16 protein-coding genes and 5 pseudogenes are annotated in these 23,991 nt (G+C 47.7%); 17 read left to right on the top strand and 4 right to left on the bottom strand.

Annotated elements, in window-relative coordinates; genetic code table 11:
• Positions 1-80: 80 nt before the first annotated feature.
• The 15 genes from ptsP (at position 81) to moeB (ending at position 15,407) form a co-directional block, all read left to right on the top strand.
• Positions 81-1,796: a phosphoenolpyruvate--protein phosphotransferase gene (gene ptsP, locus KT99_RS17365; RefSeq protein ID WP_005502641.1), complete on the top strand. Its 1,716-nt coding sequence runs from the start codon at positions 81-83 to the stop codon at positions 1,794-1,796.
• A 73-nt stretch (positions 1,797-1,869) separates the two neighbouring features.
• Entirely contained in the window at positions 1,870-2,379 is a 510-nt protein-coding gene (gene crr, locus KT99_RS17360) for a PTS glucose transporter subunit IIA (protein ID WP_005502639.1), read from the top strand.
• 478 nt (positions 2,380-2,857) lie between these two features.
• The gene (locus tag KT99_RS17355; RefSeq protein WP_005502637.1) at positions 2,858-3,523 is read left to right on the top strand and encodes an IS30 family transposase; all 666 of its coding nucleotides are present in this window, start codon (positions 2,858-2,860) and stop codon (positions 3,521-3,523) included.
• Between the two features lie 712 nt (positions 3,524-4,235).
• Positions 4,236-4,580: an ArsC family reductase gene (locus KT99_RS17350; protein ID WP_040572157.1), complete on the top strand. Its 345-nt coding sequence runs from the start codon at positions 4,236-4,238 to the stop codon at positions 4,578-4,580.
• Positions 4,577-5,707: a succinyl-diaminopimelate desuccinylase gene (gene dapE, locus KT99_RS17345; protein WP_005502633.1), complete on the top strand. Its 1,131-nt coding sequence runs from the start codon at positions 4,577-4,579 to the stop codon at positions 5,705-5,707. Before KT99_RS17350 ends, dapE begins: the two co-directional genes overlap by 4 nt.
• Positions 5,708-5,712: 5 nt before the next feature.
• A complete protein-coding gene (locus KT99_RS17340) occupies positions 5,713-6,375 on the top strand; it encodes a M15 family metallopeptidase (protein WP_005502631.1) in 663 nt (220 codons plus the stop codon).
• A 107-nt stretch (positions 6,376-6,482) separates the two neighbouring features.
• Entirely contained in the window at positions 6,483-7,319 is an 837-nt protein-coding gene (locus KT99_RS17335) for an alpha/beta fold hydrolase (RefSeq protein WP_005502629.1), read from the top strand.
• Positions 7,320-8,096: 777 nt separating this feature from the next.
• Entirely contained in the window at positions 8,097-8,714 is a 618-nt protein-coding gene (gene can, locus KT99_RS17330; RefSeq protein WP_005502624.1) for a carbonate dehydratase, read from the top strand.
• Between the two features lie 198 nt (positions 8,715-8,912).
• Positions 8,913-10,097: an 8-amino-3,8-dideoxy-alpha-D-manno-octulosonate transaminase KdnA gene (gene kdnA / locus KT99_RS17325; protein ID WP_005502621.1), complete on the top strand. Its 1,185-nt coding sequence runs from the start codon at positions 8,913-8,915 to the stop codon at positions 10,095-10,097.
• Between the two features lie 73 nt (positions 10,098-10,170).
• Entirely contained in the window at positions 10,171-11,241 is a 1,071-nt protein-coding gene (gene kdnB / locus KT99_RS17320) for a 3-deoxy-alpha-D-manno-octulosonate 8-oxidase KdnB (protein ID WP_040572156.1), read from the top strand.
• Positions 11,242-11,342: 101 nt separating this feature from the next.
• Complete coding sequence (gene kdsB, locus KT99_RS17315) at positions 11,343-12,080, top strand: 8-amino-3,8-dideoxy-manno-octulosonate cytidylyltransferase KdsB (protein ID WP_005502617.1); 738 nt, start codon at positions 11,343-11,345, stop codon at positions 12,078-12,080.
• A gap of 64 nt (positions 12,081-12,144) precedes the next feature.
• Positions 12,145-12,411: a DUF2897 family protein gene (locus tag KT99_RS17310; RefSeq protein WP_005502616.1), complete on the top strand. Its 267-nt coding sequence runs from the start codon at positions 12,145-12,147 to the stop codon at positions 12,409-12,411.
• 188 nt (positions 12,412-12,599) lie between these two features.
• A complete protein-coding gene (locus KT99_RS17305) occupies positions 12,600-13,493 on the top strand; it encodes a PLP-dependent cysteine synthase family protein (protein WP_005502615.1) in 894 nt (297 codons plus the stop codon).
• A gap of 64 nt (positions 13,494-13,557) precedes the next feature.
• Positions 13,558-13,989, top strand: coding sequence for a M67 family metallopeptidase (locus KT99_RS17300; protein WP_005502612.1), 432 nt, complete (start codon positions 13,558-13,560; stop codon positions 13,987-13,989).
• Entirely contained in the window at positions 13,986-15,407 is a 1,422-nt protein-coding gene (gene moeB, locus KT99_RS17295; protein ID WP_005502610.1) for a molybdopterin-synthase adenylyltransferase MoeB, read from the top strand. Before KT99_RS17300 ends, moeB begins: the two co-directional genes overlap by 4 nt.
• An 86-nt stretch (positions 15,408-15,493) precedes the next feature.
• Here moeB and KT99_RS17290 read toward each other — a convergent pair whose 3' ends face one another.
• On the bottom strand, positions 15,494-18,853 hold the full coding sequence (locus KT99_RS17290) for a PKD domain-containing protein (RefSeq protein ID WP_005502608.1): 3,360 nt from the start codon (positions 18,851-18,853) through the stop codon (positions 15,494-15,496).
• Between the two features lie 418 nt (positions 18,854-19,271).
• A pseudogene (locus tag KT99_RS17285) lies at positions 19,272-20,102 on the bottom strand (efflux RND transporter permease subunit); the annotation flags it as partial.
• 71 nt (positions 20,103-20,173) lie between these two features.
• On the opposite strand from KT99_RS17285, the pseudogene KT99_RS23665 reads away from it, so the two are divergent.
• Both KT99_RS23665 and KT99_RS23660 read left to right on the top strand, forming a co-directional pair.
• Positions 20,174-20,410 (top strand): annotated as a pseudogene (locus tag KT99_RS23665) (transposase family protein); the annotation flags it as partial.
• A 128-nt stretch (positions 20,411-20,538) separates the two neighbouring features.
• Positions 20,539-20,712 (top strand): annotated as a pseudogene (locus KT99_RS23660) (ISAs1 family transposase); the annotation flags it as partial.
• Positions 20,713-20,766: 54 nt separating this feature from the next.
• On the opposite strand, the pseudogene KT99_RS17275 reads toward KT99_RS23660, so the two are convergent.
• A pseudogene (locus tag KT99_RS17275) lies at positions 20,767-22,928 on the bottom strand (efflux RND transporter permease subunit); the annotation flags it as partial.
• Positions 22,929-22,932: 4 nt separating this feature from the next.
• Positions 22,933-23,973, bottom strand: a pseudogene (locus KT99_RS17270) (efflux RND transporter periplasmic adaptor subunit); the annotation flags it as partial.
• Between the last annotated feature and the right edge of the window lie 18 nt (positions 23,974-23,991).

Raw genomic sequence — 23,991 nt, 5'->3', positions numbered from 1 at the left:
TGAGCGAGTCTCAGAGCTTTTAGTCACGCTCAGTTAAAGATGTGCCACATCATCAAGTCATTCGTTCATAGGAAAACAGTATGTCCATTTCGGGAATTGTTGTGTCATCGGGTATCGCCTTCGGTCAATCCAGAATACTTAAGCAACACAACTCCGAACTGGATTACCGAGTATTAGCCTTAGAGCAAATTCCAGCCGAGCAAGCCAAGCTCACCACTGCAATAGCACAGTTTGTCACCTCATTGGCGATCAGCTTACAAAGTTTACGTCAGGATGGTGAGAATTATCAGTTAATCGAGGCCGATATCTTACTGTTAGAAGATGATGAGCTTATCGCGCAATTACAGGCATCAATTGCCGAGCAACAATTTACCGCCAGTGTCGCAGTGGAGCGTATCTTCACTCAACATGCGAATCAACTAAGAGCCATGGAAGACATTTATCTTGCAGATCGAGCTCAAGACATAGCGTGTCTGGGCAGTCGCTTGATATCGGCAATCAACGGCAACATCAAGCATGATCTGCAAAACCTCCATGGGCCGACGATATTATTCGCTTATGATCTCACTCCTGCCGAGTTTGCCACACTGCCCCTGGATAAAATTAATGGCATAGTGCTGAAAACCGGCGGTCTCACCAGCCATACCGCCATTCTGGCCAGAAGCGCCGGGATCCCGGCCTTACTCAGTTGTGATTTTGACCTTATCAAAGGCAATGAGACTCTCAAGGATGATCAAGCGGTGGCTCTCGATGCCCTATCCGGCAATTTGCACATAAACCCTGACTCAGATGTTCTGCAGCGACTTACACAACTCGGTAAACATGACACGTTAAGAAAAGCGCAGCTACTCAAATACAAAAACCAGCCTATGGTCACCAAAGACTCTCACAGAGTCGCCCTGTTAGCCAATGTGGGATGCTTAAGCGAGATAGGTCATTTATCCGATGCTGGCGCCGATGGCATAGGCTTGTTTCGCACCGAGTTTATGTTGATGAACGCCAGTGTGATGCCAACGGAAGAAGTGCAATACAGGCTATACTGTGATGCGCTGCTGCTGTTAGATGGTAAAATTTTCACCATAAGAACCTTAGATATCGGTGCCGATAAAGAGCTTCCCTGCCTGTCCCTGCCAGCAGAAGACAACCCGGCACTGGGTTTTCGTGGTACCAGATATTCACTCGCTCACCCTGAGCTGCTCAAAGTTCAGTTGAAGGCCGTACTCAGGGCCGCCAACCATGGTCAGATCAGATTAATGTTTCCCATGATCAATCAAGTGGAAGAGCTGGACAAGCTTTTCGACATCATAGAAGAGTGTAAGATAGAACTGGTAGACGAGGAACGAGGATATGGCGATCTCAGTTATGGCATAGTGATAGAGACACCCGCCGCGGTACTGAATTTGTCTTCTATGCTGCCCAGACTCGACTTTATCAGCATAGGAACTAACGATCTCACCCAATATACCATGGCGGCAGACCGAACCAATCCGGCGCTAACTAAGGCTTACCCTTCACTGTCACCGGCCATATTGACACTCATCAAGATGACGATTAACACGGCTAAGCCAGCCAGAATCCCTATTTCTCTGTGCGGTGAACTCGCCTCGAGTCCCAATATGGCTGCCATTCTGGTCGGCATGGGATTAGATGAACTGAGTGTCAGCCCGTCCTCCTTGCTGGAGCTTAAGTCTTCACTGTGCAATCACACTCTGGCGACTTATCAGAAATGGAGCCAACAAGCATTATCAATACAAAGATTAGATGAATTAAATGATTATGTGTCACACTGTTACTAGCCGATATTATTCAGTATGCTGGTGATGACAAGAGTAATAACAATAAGATATAAATTGTACTAGGGGACAATAAATGGGTTTTTTAAGCCGTATCAGACGATTAATGTCAGGGCAAACCGACCTAGTTGGCGGCATAGATGTATATGCCCCCGTATCAGGCGAAATAGTCCCAATTGAAGATGTACCCGATGTGGTATTTGCCGAGAAAATTGTTGGCGACGGGTTGGCCATCAATCCTAAAGGCAAACAGATCGTCGCGCCAATCGATGGCACCATAGGAAAAATATTCGAGACCAACCATGCATTCAGCATAGAATCACCTCAAGGACTGGAGCTCTTCGTGCATTTCGGGGTGGGCACGGTAGAATTGCGCGGCAATGGCTTTACACGTCTGGCAGAAGAAGGCCAGCAAGTAAAAATGGGCGACCCTATCTTAGAATTTGATCTCGCTTACCTCAAAGATCAAGTCGAGAGTCTACTGACTCCGGTCGTCCTCGCCAACATGGAAGATATTCAATCATTGGATAAAAGGCAGGGCACCATCGAGGCCGGCAAGGATGTCATCTTCACCGTCGTGCTCTAAACTCCCTTCGCTTGTGTCATATCCCTTCACAGGAGTTAAACCCAGTGAAGGGGAACTGAGTCTGCTTCGACCGAGAAATTCACGCTTATCTTATGGAACGAACGCTTCTGTTACGAAACGCTGCGCTCACGGATAACGGATAACAGAACGCTACGCTTACGGGAAAGGCACTAAGATCAAGCAGCAAACGGCCAACAGATGAAAGTGCATATATAAGTAGCGTTAATCAAAGACGGCAGCCTAACTGAAATCCTAGGTTTGTTAGATTCATAATCTGTGGCATCGTTAACACTTTGCAATGGCCTTCCCCCAAAGAGGCTCAATCTCTCCCTCAGCTAGAGTGTAATGCGGCGAAGCCATCTGGTTCGCTGAGACATTGCAAGGCTGAGGTAATACAATAAGTGCAACAGATTAAGGTTGAAAAGTGAGAGAGCTGAAGGCAGAATTTTAGTTCTCACACACAAATTCAGAGTCGGTCATGAACAAACAGTACCATCAGCTCACTCAGGAACTACGATACCAAATATCTGCCTCCCGTAAAACAGGTATGACACTTCGTCAGATCGCCGAGGAAGTCGGGGTACATTTTAGTACCGTATGCCGTGAGTTAAAGCGAAATATCACCAGCCTAAACTATGACCCGAAAATGGCACATACGTTAAGCTGTAAGCGTAAAATGACGTCGAAAAAAGCCTGTAAACGCCAGCCAAGTACTGACGAGATTATTCGAAAATGCATGGTGCTTAACTGGTCTCCTGGGGCGATCTGTGACCGCATGCCAAGAGAATTCGCCCCAAGTGAATGCTTGAGTGATGCGATGATCGCTTTGCTTGGGCAAGTCCATACTGCATTGACAATAACCTTGGATAATGGCGGTGAGTTTGCAGGCCATATGAAGGTTCATGAAGCGACGGGAGCGAAGGTTTATTTTGCCAAACCTTATGCGAGTTGGCAGCGAGGAACGAATGAAAATACTAACGGTCGGATTCGGCGGTTTTGGCCTAAGAAATTCGACATGGCTAGGCTGACGGAGGAGGAAATCGAGAACAGGATATTGCAACTAAATTTAACGCCAAGAAAGATATTAGGCGGGCTAACACCCCTCGAGGTCTTTACTGGTAAGCGTGTTGCACTTATTGCTTGATTCCAGCGAAAGCCAAGTTTATATAGTAAGGAGCACCGCGATCATCTTTTGGTATATAGTTAGCGGCACGATAATACTTACAAGCGATTAAAAATATATATCCGTCAATTCCTCGGTTTTCATGCTCTATTGTCTCCACAAGCTCTCCTTGAGCACTAACATTTTAATATACGGCAAGCGTGTTTCGCCAATGCCTCTTGGGAAAACGTGCACAAAAATCAGTCTTAAAAATACATTAAAAACAATTCATTACTTTAACAACAAGCAAATTGTATCCAATACACTTTCGGACAAAATTCAGTTACGCGTTTTCACGTCCTATTATCTGAGTAAGACTTGAACACACACTTTCATCTCACTGAATTTACGCCACTTTTTTTAGTAACTCAATAGTAAAGCGTGAATTAGTTTTGGCCATAGTGGTTTGATTTTTTATAAATCAGAATATCACTGTGTATTAATACAACTCAAGGCTAGTTTTTGCTTAAGTCAAAAGAGAAGTATTTTTCTAAAATATATTTTTAGAGTCCATAATGCAGCAGCCATGGGCGATTCATTTACTCTCAGTAATGAAATGCCATCACCTAAAGATGCTTGAGTCCTTTGCATGGCAATGCCACAATGCGTGCCAATAACAATTCATGCATCTGCTGAGCTAACCCGCTCACTTACGTGAGTAACATAGGCATGAGTAACAAATGGAGTAACCAACTTGATCCTCTACGGCATAAAAAATTGCGATACCGTAAGAAAAGCCAGGAAATGGCTTCAGGCTAACCAAGCTCAAGTGACTTTTCATGACTTTCGCGAAGATGGACTCGACAAAGACCAGCTGACTAGCTGGGTCGCCATGGCCGGCTGGGAAACCCTGTTCAACAAACGCAGCACCAGTTTTAGAAACCTGTCGGATGCCGACAAGTCTAATATCGATCAGGACAAGGCCATCGAGCTGATGCTTGCCCACCCAACGCTGATCAAGAGGCCCGTATTAGTTGCCGCAGATAAGGTGTATGTAGGATTTAAAGAAGCCGAATATCAAGCTTGGTTTAGCCTATGAGTCAGGATGTATTAACGCTGGCACAAGACCTTATCTCTCGCCCCTCGCTCACACCACTGGATGAAGGCTGTCAGCAGTTAATGGCCGACAGGTTGGCTAAGGTCGGTTTCGACATTGAACCTATGGTGTTCGAAGATACCACCAACATGTGGGCCAGACGCGGCACCGAAAAACCGCTATTTTGCTTCGCCGGTCATACCGATGTGGTGCCTGTGGGCGATCTCAATCGTTGGCACACGCCACCATTCGACCCCGTCGTTATCGATGGCTATCTGCACGGCCGCGGCGCCGCCGATATGAAGGGATCGCTCGCCGCCATGTTGGTGGCGACAGAGCGTTTCGTCGAGAAAAACCCGGATCATAAGGGCTCCATCGCCTTCTTGATCACCAGTGACGAAGAGGGACCTTTCATCAACGGCACCACTCGCGTCATAGACACCTTAGAGGCTCGTAATGAGAAGATCACCTGGTCTCTGGTCGGTGAGCCTTCATCGACTCATAAGCTAGGTGATATCGTCAAGAATGGTCGCCGCGGTAGCCTCACGGGTAACTTAACCGTCAATGGTATTCAGGGCCATGTGGCCTACCCTCACCTTGCGGAAAATCCAATTCATAAGGCGATGCCAGCCTTAGATGAGTTGGCTAAGATGCATTGGGATAAGGGCAATGAATACTTCCCCCCCACCAGCTTCCAAATAGCCAATATCAATGGTGGCACAGGCGCATCTAATGTGATCCCGGGGGCATTAGAGGTCATGTTTAACTTCCGCTATTCCACCGAGGTCACCGCCGAGATCCTTATCCAACGTGTGCTCAATATCTTAGATGCACACGGATTAGAGTATGATATCAACTGGATTTTTAACGGCCTGCCATTTCTCACCGGTGATGGGCCTCTGCTCGATGCGACCAAAGCAGCAATCAAGCAAGTCACCGGGACTGATACCGACCCACAAACCACAGGTGGCACCTCAGATGGACGCTTCATCGCCCCTACCGGCGCACAAGTAATAGAACTGGGTCCAGTTAATGCCACTATTCACAAAGTGAATGAGTGCGTTAAAGTGGATGATATCGAACAACTAGCACTTTGTTATGAAGTTATATTGGAGAAGTTACTTTGCTAAATTCCATGGCGGCCTATGGCCTTAATACAAGCCAATTAGTAGAACATCAAGGTCATAAGCTCGAACGTAGAACCCGAGATGCATTCATAGAGATGGCCCGTGCCGCCGACTGTTATGGGGTAACACTGCAGCTCTGCTCCGGTCACCGTGATTTCAAAAGACAAGTTAAGATTTGGAACTCCAAGGCCAGTGGTAAACGGCCTGTTCTAGACCTTAAGTCGCGAGCGGTTAGCCTGAAAGGTAAATCTGCCGATGAGATCATAGATCTGATCTTGCTCTGGTCAGCACTGCCCGGCGCCTCACGCCACCACTGGGGAACCGATATCGATGTCTTTGATGCTACTGGTATCAAACAAGAAGATTTAAAACTGGTGAGCGCCGAATACTCATCAGGTGGACCTTGTGCCAATCTTCACCTCTGGTTGGTAGAACATGCCGTTGAATTTGGTTTTTACTTTCCTTTTCAACAAGGATTGAGCGGCGTCAGCCCAGAGCCTTGGCACTTGAGCTATTACCCGGTATCCAACGGCATCTTAAGCAATTTCGATATCGAAGCTTTAAAGCAGACACTGATAGACTCCAACATCATATTTAAAGATGAGATACTGTCACGTCTGCCGGCTTTAACACAAGAATATGTGTTTAAGGTTGCGCCGCCTCCCGAGTAGGACAACCTAAGTCAGCACTACCGAGTCAACACGGCGAAATTAATGGCACTGACTCAATTTACACCTAACTAAATCGACTCTCATTACCCATGAAGACAGTAGAAAATATGAATTTTTCATCCGCAAGAAAACAGATAACCTTAGATAACAAAAATCTTAGTTACTTAGATATAGGCACGGGTCCGGTACTATTATTCGGCCATACTTATCTGTGGGATGCTAAGATGTGGGCCCCTCAAATCGAGCATCTGTCGAAACAATATCGTTGTGTCGTGCCCGACCTATGGGGCCATGGTGAGTCAGACACGCTTCCTGAGTCGACCCACTCATTGCAAGATATCAGCCAGCAGATGCTGCAGTTGATGGATAGTATATCAATAGACGATTTTTCAGTGATTGGCTTATCTGTCGGTGGTATGTGGGGGGCAGAGCTGGCACTCATCGCGCCGACTCGTGTAAAGGCACTCGTCATGATGAACTGTTTCATAGGGTATGAGCCCGAGGTCGCCAGAGCTAAGTATTACGCGATGCTGGATATCATCAAAGAGACCCAAGGCATTCCTGCGTCGCTTATCGAGCAGATAGCGCCACTCTACTTCGCCAAAAGCGTAGAGCAGGATAATCCAGAGTTATTTAACACCTTTAAACAGTCTCTGGCAGAGATAGACACTGGACGTATCGAGAGTATTTGTCGATTAGGTAAGATTATCTTCGGTCGTCGGGACACTCTGGATGATGTCGATAAATTAACCTTACCTTGCTTAATAATGACGGGTCTGGAAGACACGGTACGACCCGTGCTAGAAAGCTATTTAATGCACGATGCCATCGCTGGCAGTGAATTTATCAATATTCCCAATGCCGGTCATATCTCGAGTCTGGAACAGCCCGATTTTGTCAATCAACAGCTGAGTCAGTTCCTCGCGAAACACTTAGCCGAATAGCTAAACCTGTAAAATGAATAACTCATCATATTGCTGGGGGAGATAGACTAGCGATTAATCATAGAGTCAAAATCATCCCCCCTCTAAACCATCACGGAAAATCGACTCGATTAACACAAAATTAATCCTGTCAGTTAATCGTTAATTAAGGTTAAGCTGATAATACCACTCCGAGTAAGTATCTGATCATTCAGCGGGAGTTCAAAGCGCTGTAGGCAAGGTCTATATTTACTCCTGCAATATAGACATTCACCACATCCATGTGGCTTGCGGATGTTTGAAGCTAATAGTTACTCTCGGCAACAAGCTCCTGCGTTGCTCTCGATAATTGCTCCTGCATTATTCTACCTTCACCCGTCCATGGGCTCGTACCTCCTGCATCTGACCTCCATGGTCTTAAGCGTTCCATACGCTTTAAAGACATTTCCCATATCCCTATGGGTCAGGGAAATGTCTTATTTTGTATGGAACAAAATAGACCATGCAGTCGTATATCGAGAACATTCAACGTAGCATAAAGGGCTTTGCCCTTTGCTTTAAACATCAGCCGCACTGCGTGAGGCTCTCAGTGTTTCCACTTCTGCGTTTCATTGACTTAAAAGGGAATAACCATTTCCTCATCAATGTGCCTTGAATTGAAAAAACTGAGAGTCTCTGAACTGACCAGATACTTATATGGAATGGTATAAGTTACTGAGTAGACCACCAAAGTGAACAAACGATGCTAGAATGAATTTCATCACAACCGACTGTTAATTACTTAATTGCTGTGAATAAATGAAAATACTAAAATCCTTATTTGATAATAATCGCCGCTGGGCCGAACGTATCGTACAAGAGAAGCCTGATTTTTTTGAGCTGTTAGCGAAACAGCAAAATCCAGAATATTTGTGGATTGGCTGCTCGGACAGCCGAGTTCCGTCGAATCAAATTATCGACCTCATGCCAGGTGAAGTCTTCGTACATCGCAATATCGCCAACATGGTGATCCACACGGATCTTAACTGTTTATCGGTACTTCAATATGCGGTCGAAGTGCTAAACGTTAAACACATCATGGTTGTCGGTCACTATGGCTGTGGTGGCGTGAAAGCCTCCATGGGAAAGAAGAGACTCGGGCTCATCGATAACTGGCTGGGGCACATCAGAGATATCCATCGGCTGCATAGTGATGAACTGAATAAACTCGATGAACCGGAGAGATTCGATCGTCTCTGTGAACTCAACGTCATCGAACAAGTCGGCAATGTCTGTAACACCAACATCGTTCAAGATGCCTGGGAAAGAGGCGATAACGTCTCAGTTCATGGCTGGATTTACAGTGTCGAAAATGGCTTACTGTCGGATCTTGATGTCACCGTCGATAACGAACAATTTAAACCAGAAATCGATTAACTTGACCGTACCCACCCTTAAATTCGCTAAAATTTAGGGGCTGGATGTACACGCTTTGCCCTATCTTTCCAATATCTTGCTTCTTTAGTTAAATAATCCTTAATAAACATCGCAGCTTTCCGACTAACCCAGTTATAATCTTCCAGTTATAATTTATATCTCGCGCAGATAAGCGCAGCGAATTCTAAGGAAATTTCCATGCCCGGTTTTGAATTATTTGGTCCTGAAGAGAAGCAAGAAGTTGCAGACGTAATGGAGAACGGTTTTACCTTCCGTTATAACTTTGATCATATGCGTAATGACCGCTGGAAAACGCGTGAGATGGAGCAGTTACTGTGTGAGAAGATGAATGTGAAACACGCTCACCTTCTTTCAAGCGGGACAGCAGCCCTACAAACGGCCCTTGCCGCGGCGGGTATTGGTGCGGGCGACGAGGTTATCGTGCCTCCTTTTACGTTTGTCGCCTCTGTGGAAGCGGTATTCATGGCCGGTGCAATCCCTATTTTTGCCGAAATAGATGAGACGCTTTGTCTATCTCCTGAAGGCATCGAAGCGGCGATCACCCCGAGAACTAAAGCAGTTAACTTAGTGCACATGTGTGGCTCTATGGGCAAGATGGATGAAATTAAGGCCATCTGTGATAAGCATGATCTTGTTTTGCTCGAAGATGCCTGTCAGGCTATCGGCGGCACCTACAAGGGTCAAGCTCTAGGCACTATTGGTGATGTAGGCTGTTACTCTTTCGACTCGGTTAAGACCATCACCTGTGGTGAAGGCGGAGCCGTGATCACTAACAGCGACACCATCTATAACCACGCGCATATGTTCTCGGATCATGGCCACGACCATGTGGGCAACGACCGAGGCGCGGAAGGCCATCCAATCATGGGTCTCAACTTCCGTATCTCTGAGCTGAACTCGGCCATGGGCCTGGCGCAATTGCGTAAGCTTGATACCATCATAGAGATCCAGCGTAAGCATAAGAAGATCCTTAAGGATGCCATGGGCGACATCGCCGAAGTGACTTTCCGTGAACTTCCCGATCCAGAAGGTGACTCGGCTGGCTTCCTGACCTTTATGATGCCAACTGAAGAGCGCACCATAGAGATCAACAAAAAATTAGCCGAAAATGGCGTAGACGGTTGTTTCTACTGGTATATCAACAACTGGCACTACCTAAACAATTGGAAGCATATTCAAGAGCTTAAATCTTGCTCTGCCCTGCCGATCACATTAATCGACGACCATCCTGACTATACTAAAGTGTCGGTGCCTAAGTCTGATGCCATCATGAGCAAGACCATCTCTATGTTGATTAAACTCTCCTGGACTGAAGAAGAGATTGCCCAGCGTATCGAGAACATTAACAAAGCCTTTGCTTAAATAGCATAAACCCATACTTTTTATCGCGCCTGCAATCTAGGCGCAATTTCACATTTCAACGGAGAATGTTGTAATGAGTTTTAAAAATTTCAAATGCGTACCTAAAATGATTTTTGGACGTGGTTCATTCGTCGACCTTGATAAAGTATTGGGCGAAGAGCGTAACAGTGAAGATGATTTCGTGGTCTTTCTCGTGGATGATGTTCATCAGGACAAGCCACTAGCGGCTCGCGTTCCCGTTAAAGGCCATGATCTACTAATCTATGTTAACGTTGACGAAGAGCCATCGACTAAGCAAGTCGATGCCCTCACCGAACAGGTACAAGCCTTCAATGGTAAGCTTCCTGTGAGCATAGTAGGTCTGGGTGGTGGTTCGACTCTGGATTTAGCCAAGGCTGTGTCTTTGATGCTAACCAATCCAGGTGGCAGCGCCATGTATCAAGGTTGGGATCTTATCAAGCACCCGGCGATTCATCATATCGGTATCCCGACAATTTCGGGTACCGGCGCCGAAGCATCACGCACCGCAGTGCTGTGTGGTCCGGTACGTAAACTGGGGCTGAACTCAGATCACACGGTATTCGATCAGATCATTATGGACTCGGAACTGATTGCCGGTGTCGAAAGAGATCAATGGTTCTATACGGGTATGGACTGCTTTATCCATTGTGTTGAATCACTACAGGGCACCTTCCTCAACGAATTTGCTAAAGCCTTCGCAGAAAAGTCTATGGATCTTTGTCGTCAAGTCTATATCGACGATCATGCAGAGAAAGATGATAAGTTGATGATGGCTTCATACATGGGCGGCATGAGCATAGCCTATAGCCAAGTTGGTGCTTGCCATGCCATATCTTACGGCTTAGGTTATGTACTGGGTTATCATCACGGTATCGGTAACTGTATTGCCTTCGATGTACTCGAAGACTTCTACCCTCAAGGGGTTGCAGAGTTCCGTACCATGGTCGAGAAACATAACATCACCATCCCTAAAGGTATCTGTAAAGATCTTCCTGATGAGACTATCGCTAAGATGGTTAAGGTCGCTAAGAGCATGGGCCCATTATGGGAAAATGTCTACGGCCCAAGCTGGGAAGAGAAAGTCACCGATGAGATGCTAACGGCACTCTACCGTCGCATGTAATCATGCTGCACTCATGTGATGCTAACGGCGCATGTTACGAATGAGGGCTCAATTGAGCCCTCATCTATTGAACTAGAATTGTAAAATGATAGGTAAATCCCATGAATGTTACCCTGTTAATCCCGGCACGCTATGGTTCAAGTCGTTTCCCAGGAAAACCACTCGCCCCGATTAACGGCAAGCCTATGATCCAGCATGTTGTTGAGCGTGCATCATTAGCCAAAGGCCTGACCTCCATCTATGTGGCAACGGACGATGTTCGCATCAAGGACGCTGTAGAAGCCTTCGGTGGTCAAGTGATAATGACGAGCCCGGAAGCCGCCTCAGGTACAGACAGAATTGAAGATGCCATAACCCAGTTGGGTTTGAAAGATGATGACCTTATCGTCAATCTTCAAGGCGATCAGCCTCTGATCGATCCTATCTCAATCGAACAGATCATCAGCCTGTTTAAACGTCATCCCGGTGAGTTCGGCATGGCCACTTTAGGCTTTGAGATCACCGAGAAGCATGAACTCGACGATCCTAAGCATGTGAAGATGGTGTTCGATAACGATTTTTACGCCCTGTATTTTTCCCGTGCACGGATCCCCTTCGGCCGTGACACCAAGGATTACCCTGTGTATAAGCATTTAGGTATCTATGCCTATACCAGAAAATTTGTGTCTACCTTTGCTAAACTTCCATTAGGACGTCTGGAAGATCTTGAGAAGCTTGAGCAACTCAGGGCGCTAGAGCATGGTCATAGGATCAAGGTTGCTATCAGTGCCTTCGACTCTCCCGAAGTGGATACCCCAGAAGATATCCGCATCTGTGAAGCCAGACTAGCGGTAGATTAAATAAGCCAAAGCCCGCCTTATGGGCTTTGTTTTACTCCATTGAGAACATTGATTAAGGGCTGTAATGTCTGATCTTGAAACTTGGCTTATCATCATTCTTGTCATTGGCGTAATAGCCAGTAATCTTGCAGTGCTCAAATACAGTGCTAAATTTAAAATGACTCAGTTCGGTAAAGATACCAAGCTCAGTGCCAGAACCAAGAAGCCAGCCGAGGCTAAGGAAAAGACCACTCCATCGGATCCAAGTTCGACTAATGCAACCGATAAGACTGAGAGTGCAGATAAAGCTGACAAGGAGAATACTGATGATAAATCAGGCTCCTCGACTTAGCCAACCACATCTGCAAACTTAACGTGTTCACAACGGGTGTTCACCGTCGCCCCTAAGTTCAGACATTGCTTTTCTTCTCAAAAGACTAAAACTCAGCAGTCCCGAAATTCTAATCTGCCGTTTATACTCTGGCTCTGATTCTGATGCACTATACTCATTCGTGTCTGAGTAAATAAAGAGACATGGACATGACGCTACTGGAGCTGATAGGCAATACTCCGCTACTTGATCTGAGTTTTCTCAGCGAAACACCTAATCGTATCAAGCTATTCGCCAAAGCCGAGTGGCTCAATCCTGGGGGCTCACTCAAAGACAGGCCAGTCAAGGCCATGTTGCTACATGCCATCGAATCAGGCGAACTCACACCTGGAAAAATCATACTCGACTCCAGCAGTGGCAATGCCGGTATCTCTTACAGCATGATAGGCGCCGCCCTGGGGTTTCCAGTCACCATAGTCATTCCCGGTAACGCCAGCAATGAACGCAAGCAACGTTTACTGGCCCATGGTGCGACACTTATCGAGACAGATCCTTTAGAAGGTTACGATCAGGCGCTACGTCATGTACGCGACATTTATGCCGATTCGAGGGACAAATATTTCTACTGCGATCAATACAGCAACCCATTCAATGTCCAGGCCCACTTTCACGGCACCGCTAACGAACTGCTGCAACAAAGTCCCGAGCCCATCACCCACTTCGTCTGTGGCGTCGGCACCGGTGGCTCATTAACCGGGATAGCCAGGCGCCTAAAACAAACCAATAGCGACATATGCATTGTCGGTGTTTGGCCCGAAATCTGGCCCGGCATCGAAGGCTTAAAGCCTCTGGGAGATCCCGCTGACATCATACCTGCCATCTTTGATGCCGGCTTAGTCGATGAGTGGATAGACATCAGCGCCGATGAAGCCAAGGAGATGTGTCTGAGAATGGCGAGTCATGGCTACTTCCTCGGTCAGTCTTCCGGAGCTTACCTGGCCGCGAGTGAGAAGTTAATGCAGAGCCTGACCTCGGGCGTCGTCACCACATTATTGTGTGATTTAGGCGAGCGCTACATCAGCTCAGGTCTGTGGCAGCGATAAAATCTAGATTGAAATATACGGTAAAACACATGTTTAACGATGATGACGAACCTGAGGAGCTTAGATGAGCATAGAAATAAGCAGGCTGATCGAGGCCCAATTTTTAGCCCATGCCAAGACCTGTTACCCCCATGAGTGCTGTGGTTTCATCACAGGCTCACAGGCAGATACCCCATTGTCTAAGGCGAGTTATTACCTCCCCTGTCATAATATTTTGACTGAGAAAAACCGCCGCTTCCTTATCGACCCACTGCAATATCGAAGCGCAGAAGACAGGGCCGATGAGGAGGGACTGGCCATCATCAGCATAGTGCATTCACACCCGGATCATAGCCATGACCCTTCGGAATTTGACCGCTCGCATGCCTGGCCCGGACTGAGCTACATCATCATCTCCATTCTCAAAGGTCAGGTAAACAGTTATCGCTCCTGGCAACTCAGAGAAGATCATAGCCAATTCGATGCAGAAGACATTCTAATGGAGGATAAATCATGAAGATGATAATGAAGATCCCTTCCCCGCTGCGCCGATTTACCGACAATCAGAAGCAGATAGAACTCGATGCCTTAACAGTAAAAGCAGCACTCTCTGAACTATTTAACCGCTATCCGGATATTAAGCCGCAGATCATGGATGACACCGGGGACTTGCGAAATTTTGTTAACCTCTATCACAACAAGGTAGATATACGTCAGCAAGAGGGTCTGGATACTAAGCTACAAGCGGGCAGTGAAGTGAGAATTGTCCCGGCCATCGCCGGAGGTAGTTCGCTCGATACCTGTCTGTCGGCCGATGAGCTCAGTCGCTATAGTCGACATATTCTCTTACCTGAAATAGGCATCTCAGGACAGGAAGCCCTGAAAAACGCCAGCATACTGATCATCGGCGCCGGCGGTCTGGGCTGTCCATTAGCCCTCTATCTAGCCGCCGCCGGAGTGGGCCATCTGGGTCTGGTGGACGATGATGTCGTCGATGAATCAAACCTGCAGAGACAAGTGCTGTTCACCGTCGATGACATAGGTCACCCTAAGGTCGATTGCGCTAAGCGGCGTCTCGAACGGCTCAACCCAAATATTAATATAACCAAGTATCGTCAGCGCCTCACTGCCGACAATGCACTCAAGATCATAGACAAGTACGACATTATCATAGATGGCACAGACAACTTCCCTACCCGCTATCTGGTCAATGATGCCTGCGTCTTACTCAATAAACCTAACATCTACGGCAGCATCTTTCGCTTCGACGGTCAGGCCAGTGTATTCAATTATCAAGCCGGTCCCTGTTATCGCTGCCTTTATCCTACTCCGCCCCCTCCAGGTCTGGTGCCCTCCTGCGCCGAAGGCGGGGTACTCGGTGTATTACCCGGTATCATAGCGTCTATTCAGGCTACCGAAGCCATCAAGATGATCACCAATATCGGCACACCACTCTCTGGACGCCTGCTTTTATACGATGCCTTGGCTCTGGATTTTGAATTTCTTGCCATAGAAAAGGATGCTAACTGCCCCATCTGCGGTGAGAGCCCATCCATGACTAAGCTCATCGACTATCAGGCATTTTGTGGCCTCACTCAAAGCAGTGTGGCTAAGCCCTATAAAGAGATAGAAGCCAAAGCACTCAAAACTTGGATGGATAAAGATAACCGCGTGATTCTTATCGATGTCAGAGAGCCCTTCGAGCGAGCAATATGCATGATCGCGGGCAGTCAATTTATTCCCATGCAAGAGTTCGATGCGCGTTTAGCCGAGCTGGACCCGAGTCGTGAGTTGGTTTTTCACTGCAAGCTGGGGGGCCGATCGGCTAAGGTATGTGACAAGCTGACTGAGCTAGGTTTTAGCAAGGTGACCAATCTCAAGGGAGGAATCTTGGCCTGGATCGATAACGTAGATCCCAGTCTGACCCGCTATTGACCTCGAACCCATAGCAGAAACATGGCGTAAAAAAACCGGCATGGAGAACCATACCGGTTTAGGGTTTTACCTGTATCGCACAAGCATTACTGCATATCGACCTTAAGCGTCACACCAGAATGGCTGCCGCCAACCATGATGTAGTGCCAGCCATTTGCCAGCCCATTGACCGTGATCGTTTCAGTATTACCTGAGGTATTGGAAACCTGAGTATAAGATGAGCTACTCGGCCAACCTGAGTTGCTATAATAAAGCGCCACATCACCGCCGCCGTGTTGAGTACGGATAACGGTTTTGCTCAGCCCATCGGCGTAGAAGTAGAAATACATATCACTGCCCGATGTGACACAAATTGAGCTAGCCGCTTGCACCTCGATATAATCCACCGCCCCTTGAGTACCACACACATTAACCAAACCATTGCTCGGTACGCTCGAGACGGTGACATCGGCAACGCTGGTGCCTATGGCACCGAGATTGTCGGTCACGGTCAGAGACACGGTATAACTGCCGGCGCTTGCGTAAGCATGACTTGGGTTAGCTTGAGTGCTGGTACTACCATCACCAAACGCCCAGCTGTAGCTGACGATAGTACCGTCAGCATCACTGGACCCTTGACTGGAGAAGCTAATATTAGCGTTCACATCTCCGGCATAGGGTCCGTTAACCGCGGCCGTAGGGGCCATATTTTGCGTGGCGCTAACGGTGGCCGTCGTGGTACTGATATCACTCAAGCCGCCATCATCGGTAACCGTCAAGGTAATCGTATAGTTGCCCGCCGCCGAGTACGCATGGCTTGGGTTCGCCTGACTACTGACTCTGCCGTCACCGAAATTCCACTCATAGCTCGCTATGCTGCCATCAGAATCACTGGAGCCTTGGCTTGAGAAGCTAATGCCTTGAGCCACATAGCCCGCATAACCGCCATTGGCATTAGCTATCGGCGCAGCATTGGCCGTTCCGCTATCAAAACTTGCCACCACAGTCACATCGGCAAAGGTACTGTAGGCCTTGAGGTTCACGTACCAGAGTCCTTCTGCCGGAGCAACTTGAGTACAAGTCTCACTGTTGCCGCCCACATAAGGTCTACATACATAACTGCTATCTGTGGGCTCGGCGCCGGATTGAGTATAGAGATCGGCATCACCGCTACCACCACTTATCTTGATCACAAGATTGGTCGCTCCAGCAGGGACATTGACAAAAAACTTAGCAAAGTCACCTGTGCTCACCGAAATTCCTGACTGAGGTATCGCATTTTTCAGTTCCACAAGACCCGAATTACTGATGACCGCCGTCGTGGCTACGCTGCCTATATCACCGAGAACGTCAGTAACCGTCAGGGTCACATTGAATGTCGCGGCTGATCCGTAGGTGTGAATAGGATTGGCTTGATCACTGATGTTGCCGTCACCGAAATCCCAGCTATAACTGACAATCGACCCATCGGAGTCCGATGACCCATTACTGGAAAAGTTGATGGCTGCGCCCAAGGTTGCCGAGTAGGGTCCGTTAGCCAGAGGCGTCGGCAGCGCATTGGTCGTTATCGGATGATCATAAACGGCTTTAAGTGTCACCTCACTGTAGTCGAGAAATGCATCGATCATGACGTTATAAGTGCCACCGAGTGCGACCCCGGTAAATTCACAGACTTCTCTTAACCCCGGCGCCGCAAAAGGCTTACAGTCGGCAACAGCGGTCGTCGGGATGATATCACGACTGACATACAGATCCGGATCGGGCCCTCCTTGAAGGGTACTGCCATAACCTGCAGGGATCTCAACCATGACACGAGTGGCATCATTAGGCACGGTGAAACTAAAGTGCTTAGCTGCAGAGCCTTTAAGCGCCACAAGCTTAGTTTCTTCGATTACAGTGACACGCTCACAGCCGTTACACAAGGTAGGATCGTCCATGGCAACGATGATCAATCTGGCATTGGTATAGGCCGAAAAAGCATCTATGGTAATGTGGTAAGTCCCTGTGGTCTTAGGGCCGACAAGACCGATGAACTCGGGGGTGCCCGCCGAGCTAAAAGAGTGAAGATCATAGGTCCAATTAGTACCGTCATAACTCGGCGCCTGAGCATATCTGAGATACAAGTCGGGATCTTCAGGGAAGCCATCCAGGTAAACAGCCATCACCTCGGTGCCCACAGGCAGATCGATAGTATAAGTGTTGCTCTCTCCCTTTAAGGCCGACAGCCCGGGTAACTCCATCAATACCGCACCTTCTGGTGGTGCATCGACACCCGAGCCATCCCAGTTATGTGGAAAGTTAGAAGTATAGGCACTGAGTCCCACAGAAATTAAGTTATCATCGGTCCACAGCGTCTTGCGAGCCGGATGATTCAAGGCACCGTACATACGCTGAGCCTGTTGCTGAGTAAACATGGCGTAATTGTCAGTGTAGTGCATGAAGTTTTCAGTATTGGTGGCCTGCCCAAGGCAATTTTGCGCATTATTAGCCATTGACTGACTACTCATCTGGGGCGTATCACAGACTCGGTCTCCCGAATGAGAACAGAAAATTTCATTATCTGTATTACACTGAGCACCGTCAAATACATGGGGTAAGTTAAGCCAATGGCCGAACTCATGGGTCAAAATCGAGCGGAAATTTTCACCTGTATTAGTGCCTAAATAAGCACCGTTATAGACCACTCGAGCCAGACCTGAGTCAGACATAGATGTGGTTGGATACCAGGCAACACCTGAGTTATTGGTGGCGCCATCACCATCTAAGTCATTCATGATATAGATGTTCATGTAGCGATAGTTATCCCAGGCATCCCCTGAAATCTCGGCATTTTTCGCGTCTCTAGCGGCATCGTTCGGGGCGTCATAATTACCGTAACCCGTGGCATCACCATGCCTGATGATGCCGTTAGTTGGATTTCCCCAAGGATCGATTTGAGCCAGCACAAACTCGACATTCATGTTCTCTCTTATCGCTTGAAATTGACTGGCGATAGGCCCATCTAAGCTATTGAGTCCCTGAAAATCTTCGTTTGATCTCTTTAGTGCATTGGCAATAAGCGAGTCAGGTACACAAGCGCTACCGGTATCACAGTTGTGTATTGCACCATAGACGTGAAATACCACAGGAACGATATACTCGCCCTGATCGGCATTACCGATAGATTGTACTCCCACAGAGAAACTGGCGTGACGAGAGAAAGATTTTGACTGAGCTTGTGATTGTGATGAAGTCGAACCGAAAAATAATCCTTCATTTGGACTCGGCACCCAAGTTTGTCCATTACTGTCAGTGCCACATACCTGACCTCCGGACTTTAGATGACTCGACATGGTATTTTTTTGTTGATTGCTATGGGCTTGACTTACCTTATTGACCGACAACCCGGCCCAAGCATGCCCAATAGGCAAACTTGCACATAGGGTTAGTGCAGTTAAGATAGCACCACCTTTAATGGTTTTTATCATTGTTATATTCTCGTTTTTATCAGGATAAAGTAACGTGACGGGCCACTGCTGAGGCCTCTGATGCCACGATTTTTGTTCTGCGACTTATGAGAACTATCTACCCATGCCGCTTTTATTAGTCATGCTGGTGATATTGGCTTGTCGATTAATAATCAATTCGAGTCAATGCCATAATGATTGAACACAAATTATTCGATTTATCACCAAGAGCTAAACTAACAAATATAATATACGATATACAATGACGCAACATTTTCTTAACAAGTTAGGCTGAGTTTGCGCTAGAGATGCACACCCAGTTTTAGGCACTAATAAAGGGAGCTAAGGAAAAGAAGAGGCTAGCCAGATAACAATAAAAAAGCCAATCAGATAACTGGCTGGCTTAGCACACTTAATCGGCAATGATCACTCGCTGAGCTTACTTTTCCAGCTCGATCTCTAATACCCGCGCCACGGCCTCGGGTGAACTCGTATTACGGGCAAACAGAGAATAGGCCACGGGGATCACCAACAAGGTGGCAACCAGAATACCCGATAATACCACCACACCTATGACGAATCGAGTCTCGGCGCCAGCACCTTGAGCCATAACCAGGGGAATAGCACCTGCAGCTGTGGTGATGCCCGTCATCAGTATAGGCCTGAGTCGCTGGGAGGCAGCCTGGATAATAGCCTGTTCAAACTCAAGCCCTCGATCTCTTAACTGGTTAGCAAACTCGACGATCAAGATGCCATTCTTGGCCGCTAATCCCACCAACATGATGATGCCTATCTGACTGTAGATGTTGAGACTCTGATCGGTTAAATAGAGTCCAATCAGAGCGCCAAGCGTTGCCAGAGGCACAGTGAGCATGATCACCATGGGATGAACAAAGCTCTCAAACTGAGCCGCCAGTACCAGAAATACGATGCCTAAAGCCAAAGCAAACACGAAGTACATAGAGCTGCCCGAATTTTGATAATCCAGTGACTGACCCTTATAGCTGATGACCGCCTCGGCGGGCAGATACGTAGCGGCAAGCTCATTGAGGTAATCCGGTGCCTCACCCAGACTATAACCCTCGGCAAGGTTTGCCTCTATGGTGATAGCCCGCATACGATTATAACTATAACGATTTAGCCTGCTGGCATCGGCAAACTCTTCGACGCTCACCAAGTTCGACAAGGGGGTCAAGACCTGACTCCTGTCCGAGCGAACATAAATATTCTCCAGATCTCTGGCGGTATTTTGATTTTCTCGATTGCCCTCACGGCAAGATCATTATAAATTGAACTTTATGCTCAAGTAGCGATCAGATCACCAAATACTCTTTTTTGGTGATGTTAATGACTGCTACTTTTTTAAAACATTTTGATTCGATTGCGGATCCCCGTATTGAGCGTTGTAAAAAACATAACTTATTAGAGATTATTTTACTCGCTATAAGTGCGGTTATGTCAGGCTCTGAAGGATGGGAAGACATTGAAAACTTTGGACATCTAAAGCTTGATTGGCTTCGTCAGTATCGTCCTTTTAAAGCAGGTATTCCTCGGCATGACACTATTGCCCGTGTTATCTGCCGATTAAAAGCGGATGAAAAAGAGATAGCAAAGCTAATCGTTAAGCAAAAGGCTGATTATATTCTAGCGCTTAAAGGTCATCATTCTGGTCTACAGGGTGAATTGAAACAAGACGTTGTCAGCAAGTGCTGGTTAATAAAAGTTGGTTAAATAATAAATATCAGTGGGTTGGCTTAAAAAGCATTATCAAAGTGACATCAGACGTACATGAAAAAACGACAGGTAAAGAGACCACTGAAACACGTTGGTACATTAGCTCATTAGATTTAAATGCAGAGCAGGCGTTATCTTCTGTGCGAAATCACTGGCAAGTAGAAAGTATGCATTGGGTGTTAGAGATGACATTCAGAGAAGATGGATACACCCAGATCTGCCGCCCTGTCTTTATCTATGATCACCCTAAGTTGAGGCTTAGTCTCTTGATAATCATGATCCAATCCCACCAGATTCGGATTGTCTTTGGCTTTCTCCAGCATGATGTCGCGCCACCTGGCCGACTCTTCGTAGCTGGGTCCACCAAGCACAAATTGCACCGGTTTGCCGACACCACGGCCGAAAGCTTGTCTCATCACGGGAAAGGCCCTGATCCCGGCAAGATCGGCCAGTCGCTCGCGTATATCTGTGGTTATCTCTGCGGCGCTTCTACGCACCGCCCAATCTTCCAATACTATAATGGCCATGCCGTTAGAGAAATCTGCACTGCGGCCAAAACTTCTCGGCGCCCTGATTAATAGTCGCTTGATATCCCCACTGTCAACTAGGGGCATCAGACGTGTTTCGATCTCATCCATGTAGGACTCGATATACTCGAAACTCGCGCCTTGAGGACCATTGACTATAAGAAACATAGAGCCCCTGTCCTCTCGCGGAGCAAATTCCTGGGGCACCAACGTAAACAAGACCATGCTCGATCCCAGTGCAACCACAATCAGCGAAGTCACAATCACCGGATGGCACATGGCCTTGGTCAACAGCTGACGATACTTGTCTGAGACATAGCTCATGCCGGCATCGACCTTGCGCACTAACCAAGAATCATTCCCTGCGGGTTTGAGCAATTTAGAGCACATCATGGGAGTCAGGGTCAGGGCGACTATGCTCGAGAAAATAACGGCGGCGCTCATCGTCACGGCAAACTCTTTAAATGGTTTACCTATGTCACCTTCGAGGAACGTGATCGGCATAAAGACCGCACCAGCACCAGAGTGGTGGCGACAACGGCAAACGCCACCTCTCGGGAGCCAAGGTAGGCCGCCTTCAAGGGCGAATCCCCCTCCTCTATTCGGCGGTGAATATTCTCCAGCACCACGATGGCATCATCCACCACCATGCCGATGGCCAAGATCATCGCCAGCAAGGTCATTATGGTGTAGCCCAGCGCGTAGAGCACGATGAACGTCGCCATCAGGGACACGGGTACGGTCAAAGCCGGGATCAACATGGCGCGCACACTACCGAGGAACAGGTAGATGACAATGATAACCAAGAGCATGGCAATAAACAGCGTCTGATACACCTCCCTCACCGAAGCCTCGATAAACACCGAGCTGTCATAGGAGCGTTTTATCTCCATACCGGCGGGCAGAGTCGGGTTGATTTCATCCACTAAAGCATTGGTCGCCCTCGATACGTCTAAGGTGTTAGCCGTGGATTGCTTGGAGATCCCCAAGCCTATCATGGCCTCTCGATTGCCTCTGAACATGATGCGCTCCTCTTCGGAGCCTATTTCTACCCGAGCGACATCCCCAAGCTTGATCAAATAACCATCGTCACCCTCGCTCAGCACCAGATTGGTAAAATCCTCCACGGTGCTAAAGCTACGCTCGACGCGCACAGTAAAATGCCGATCTTTGGACTCAACCGAGCCTGCAGGTAGCTCAACATTCTCAGATTTCAGCACTCTTTCTATGTCGGGCACGGTTAAATTTCGCGCTGCCAGAGCTTGCCTGTCGATCCAAATTCGCATGGCATATACCTTGCCACCACCGATCCGAATATTCGCCACACCATCGATAACAGATAACCGATCGGTCAGATAACGCCGGGCATAATCGGTGAGCTGCAGTGTGGTCATCTGATCTGAAACCAGGTTTAGCCACATGATCACCTCATCACCACCATTGGCTTTCTGTACTTCCGGCGGCTCAGCCTCTTCGGGTAAATTGTTTAATAAGCCCGAGACCCTGTCACGAATATCATTGGCGGCAGCTTCGATGTCACGATCGACATCGAACTCCAGGGTCACGGTAGAGCGTCCGTCACGACTCGATGAGCTGATATGACGTATGCCTTCGACGCCACTTATTCTATCTTCCACCAGCTGAGTGATACGACTTTCGACCACAGAGGCACTGGCTCCACGATAATTGGTCTGTATCGATATCACTGGCGGATCGATATTGGGGTATTCTCTCAAGGGTAACTTGTCGAATGCCACTAAGCCAAAAGCGATAAGCAATATGCTGATCACCGCAGCGAAAACCGGACGCTTTACAGAAAGATCGGTTAACAGCATGCGGTGGCCCAACTTTAGCTTGTTTAAGAAAACTAAAACGCTCACTAAACTGAACCTTTACCTTGTCCCCGGGCCTGACCTTCAAGATCCCCCGAATAACCACCTGTTCATCTAACTTGACCCCATCGAGCACTTCGACCCAGCCACGCTTACGTAGACCCAAGGTAACCTGACGGCGAACGATGACATTTTCATCATTGACCAGATAGACATAATGCCGGTCCTGAATGGGGATGATCGCCGACTCGGGCAAAATAAGGGCTTCACGACTCTGTTGGATCAAGGTGACTTTCATCAACATGCCCGGCATCAAGCGATGGTCTGGATTGGGGAGTTCGGCTCTGACTATAACGGCTTGTGTAGTCGGATTTATCCGGCTGTCGATGGAGATCACCTTACCTGTGAGGAGTTCACCCGGGAATGCTACCGCACTGGCTTCGACAATTTTACCTATAGCAAGAGAACGTAAGAAGCGCTCTGGCACAGAGAAATCCAACTTAATCACAGAGATATCATCTAATGTGGTGATCACAGTTCCGGGGGGCAACAGGCTGCCAACACTGACTTGACGTAGGCCTAATCGACCATTGAAAGGCGCTAATATCTTCCTGTCTGCCAGGGCTGCTTGAGCTTGCTCCAATTCCTCCTTGGCGGTATCGATCAGGGTCTGTAATCTATCACGTTCGAGCTCGGCTATGGTCTGACTGGTGACCAAAGAGCGAATTCTGTCCAGTTCACGCATATGGTCATTGACTCGTACCTTGGCGACTTTCACCAGGGCTCTCTGCACTCTGTCCTGAAGTTGAACCAGTAAACGGCCTTTTTTAACGATATCACCGTCTTCGAAGTTGATCGTGATCGCTTTTCGGAGTGACGGTTATCGACTCATTGGCCTTACTGGTCCCCTATCCCGAATAAGCTCAATCTTCGCCTTAGCCACCACCACGTTAGCCATGGGTCTCTGTTTCTTAGCCACAGAAAGGCTCTCAGTCGAGACTTCTTGATAGATAAACCAAGCAAGAGGCAAGAGTATTATTTTTTTCATCAAGTTCCCAAAATACTA

Origin of the sequence: Shewanella benthica KT99 (genome assembly GCF_000172075.1) — a bacterium.
GTDB classification, from domain to species: domain Bacteria; phylum Pseudomonadota; class Gammaproteobacteria; order Enterobacterales; family Shewanellaceae; genus Shewanella; species Shewanella benthica_A.
This window is presented reverse-complemented; position numbering and strand designations above follow the sequence as displayed.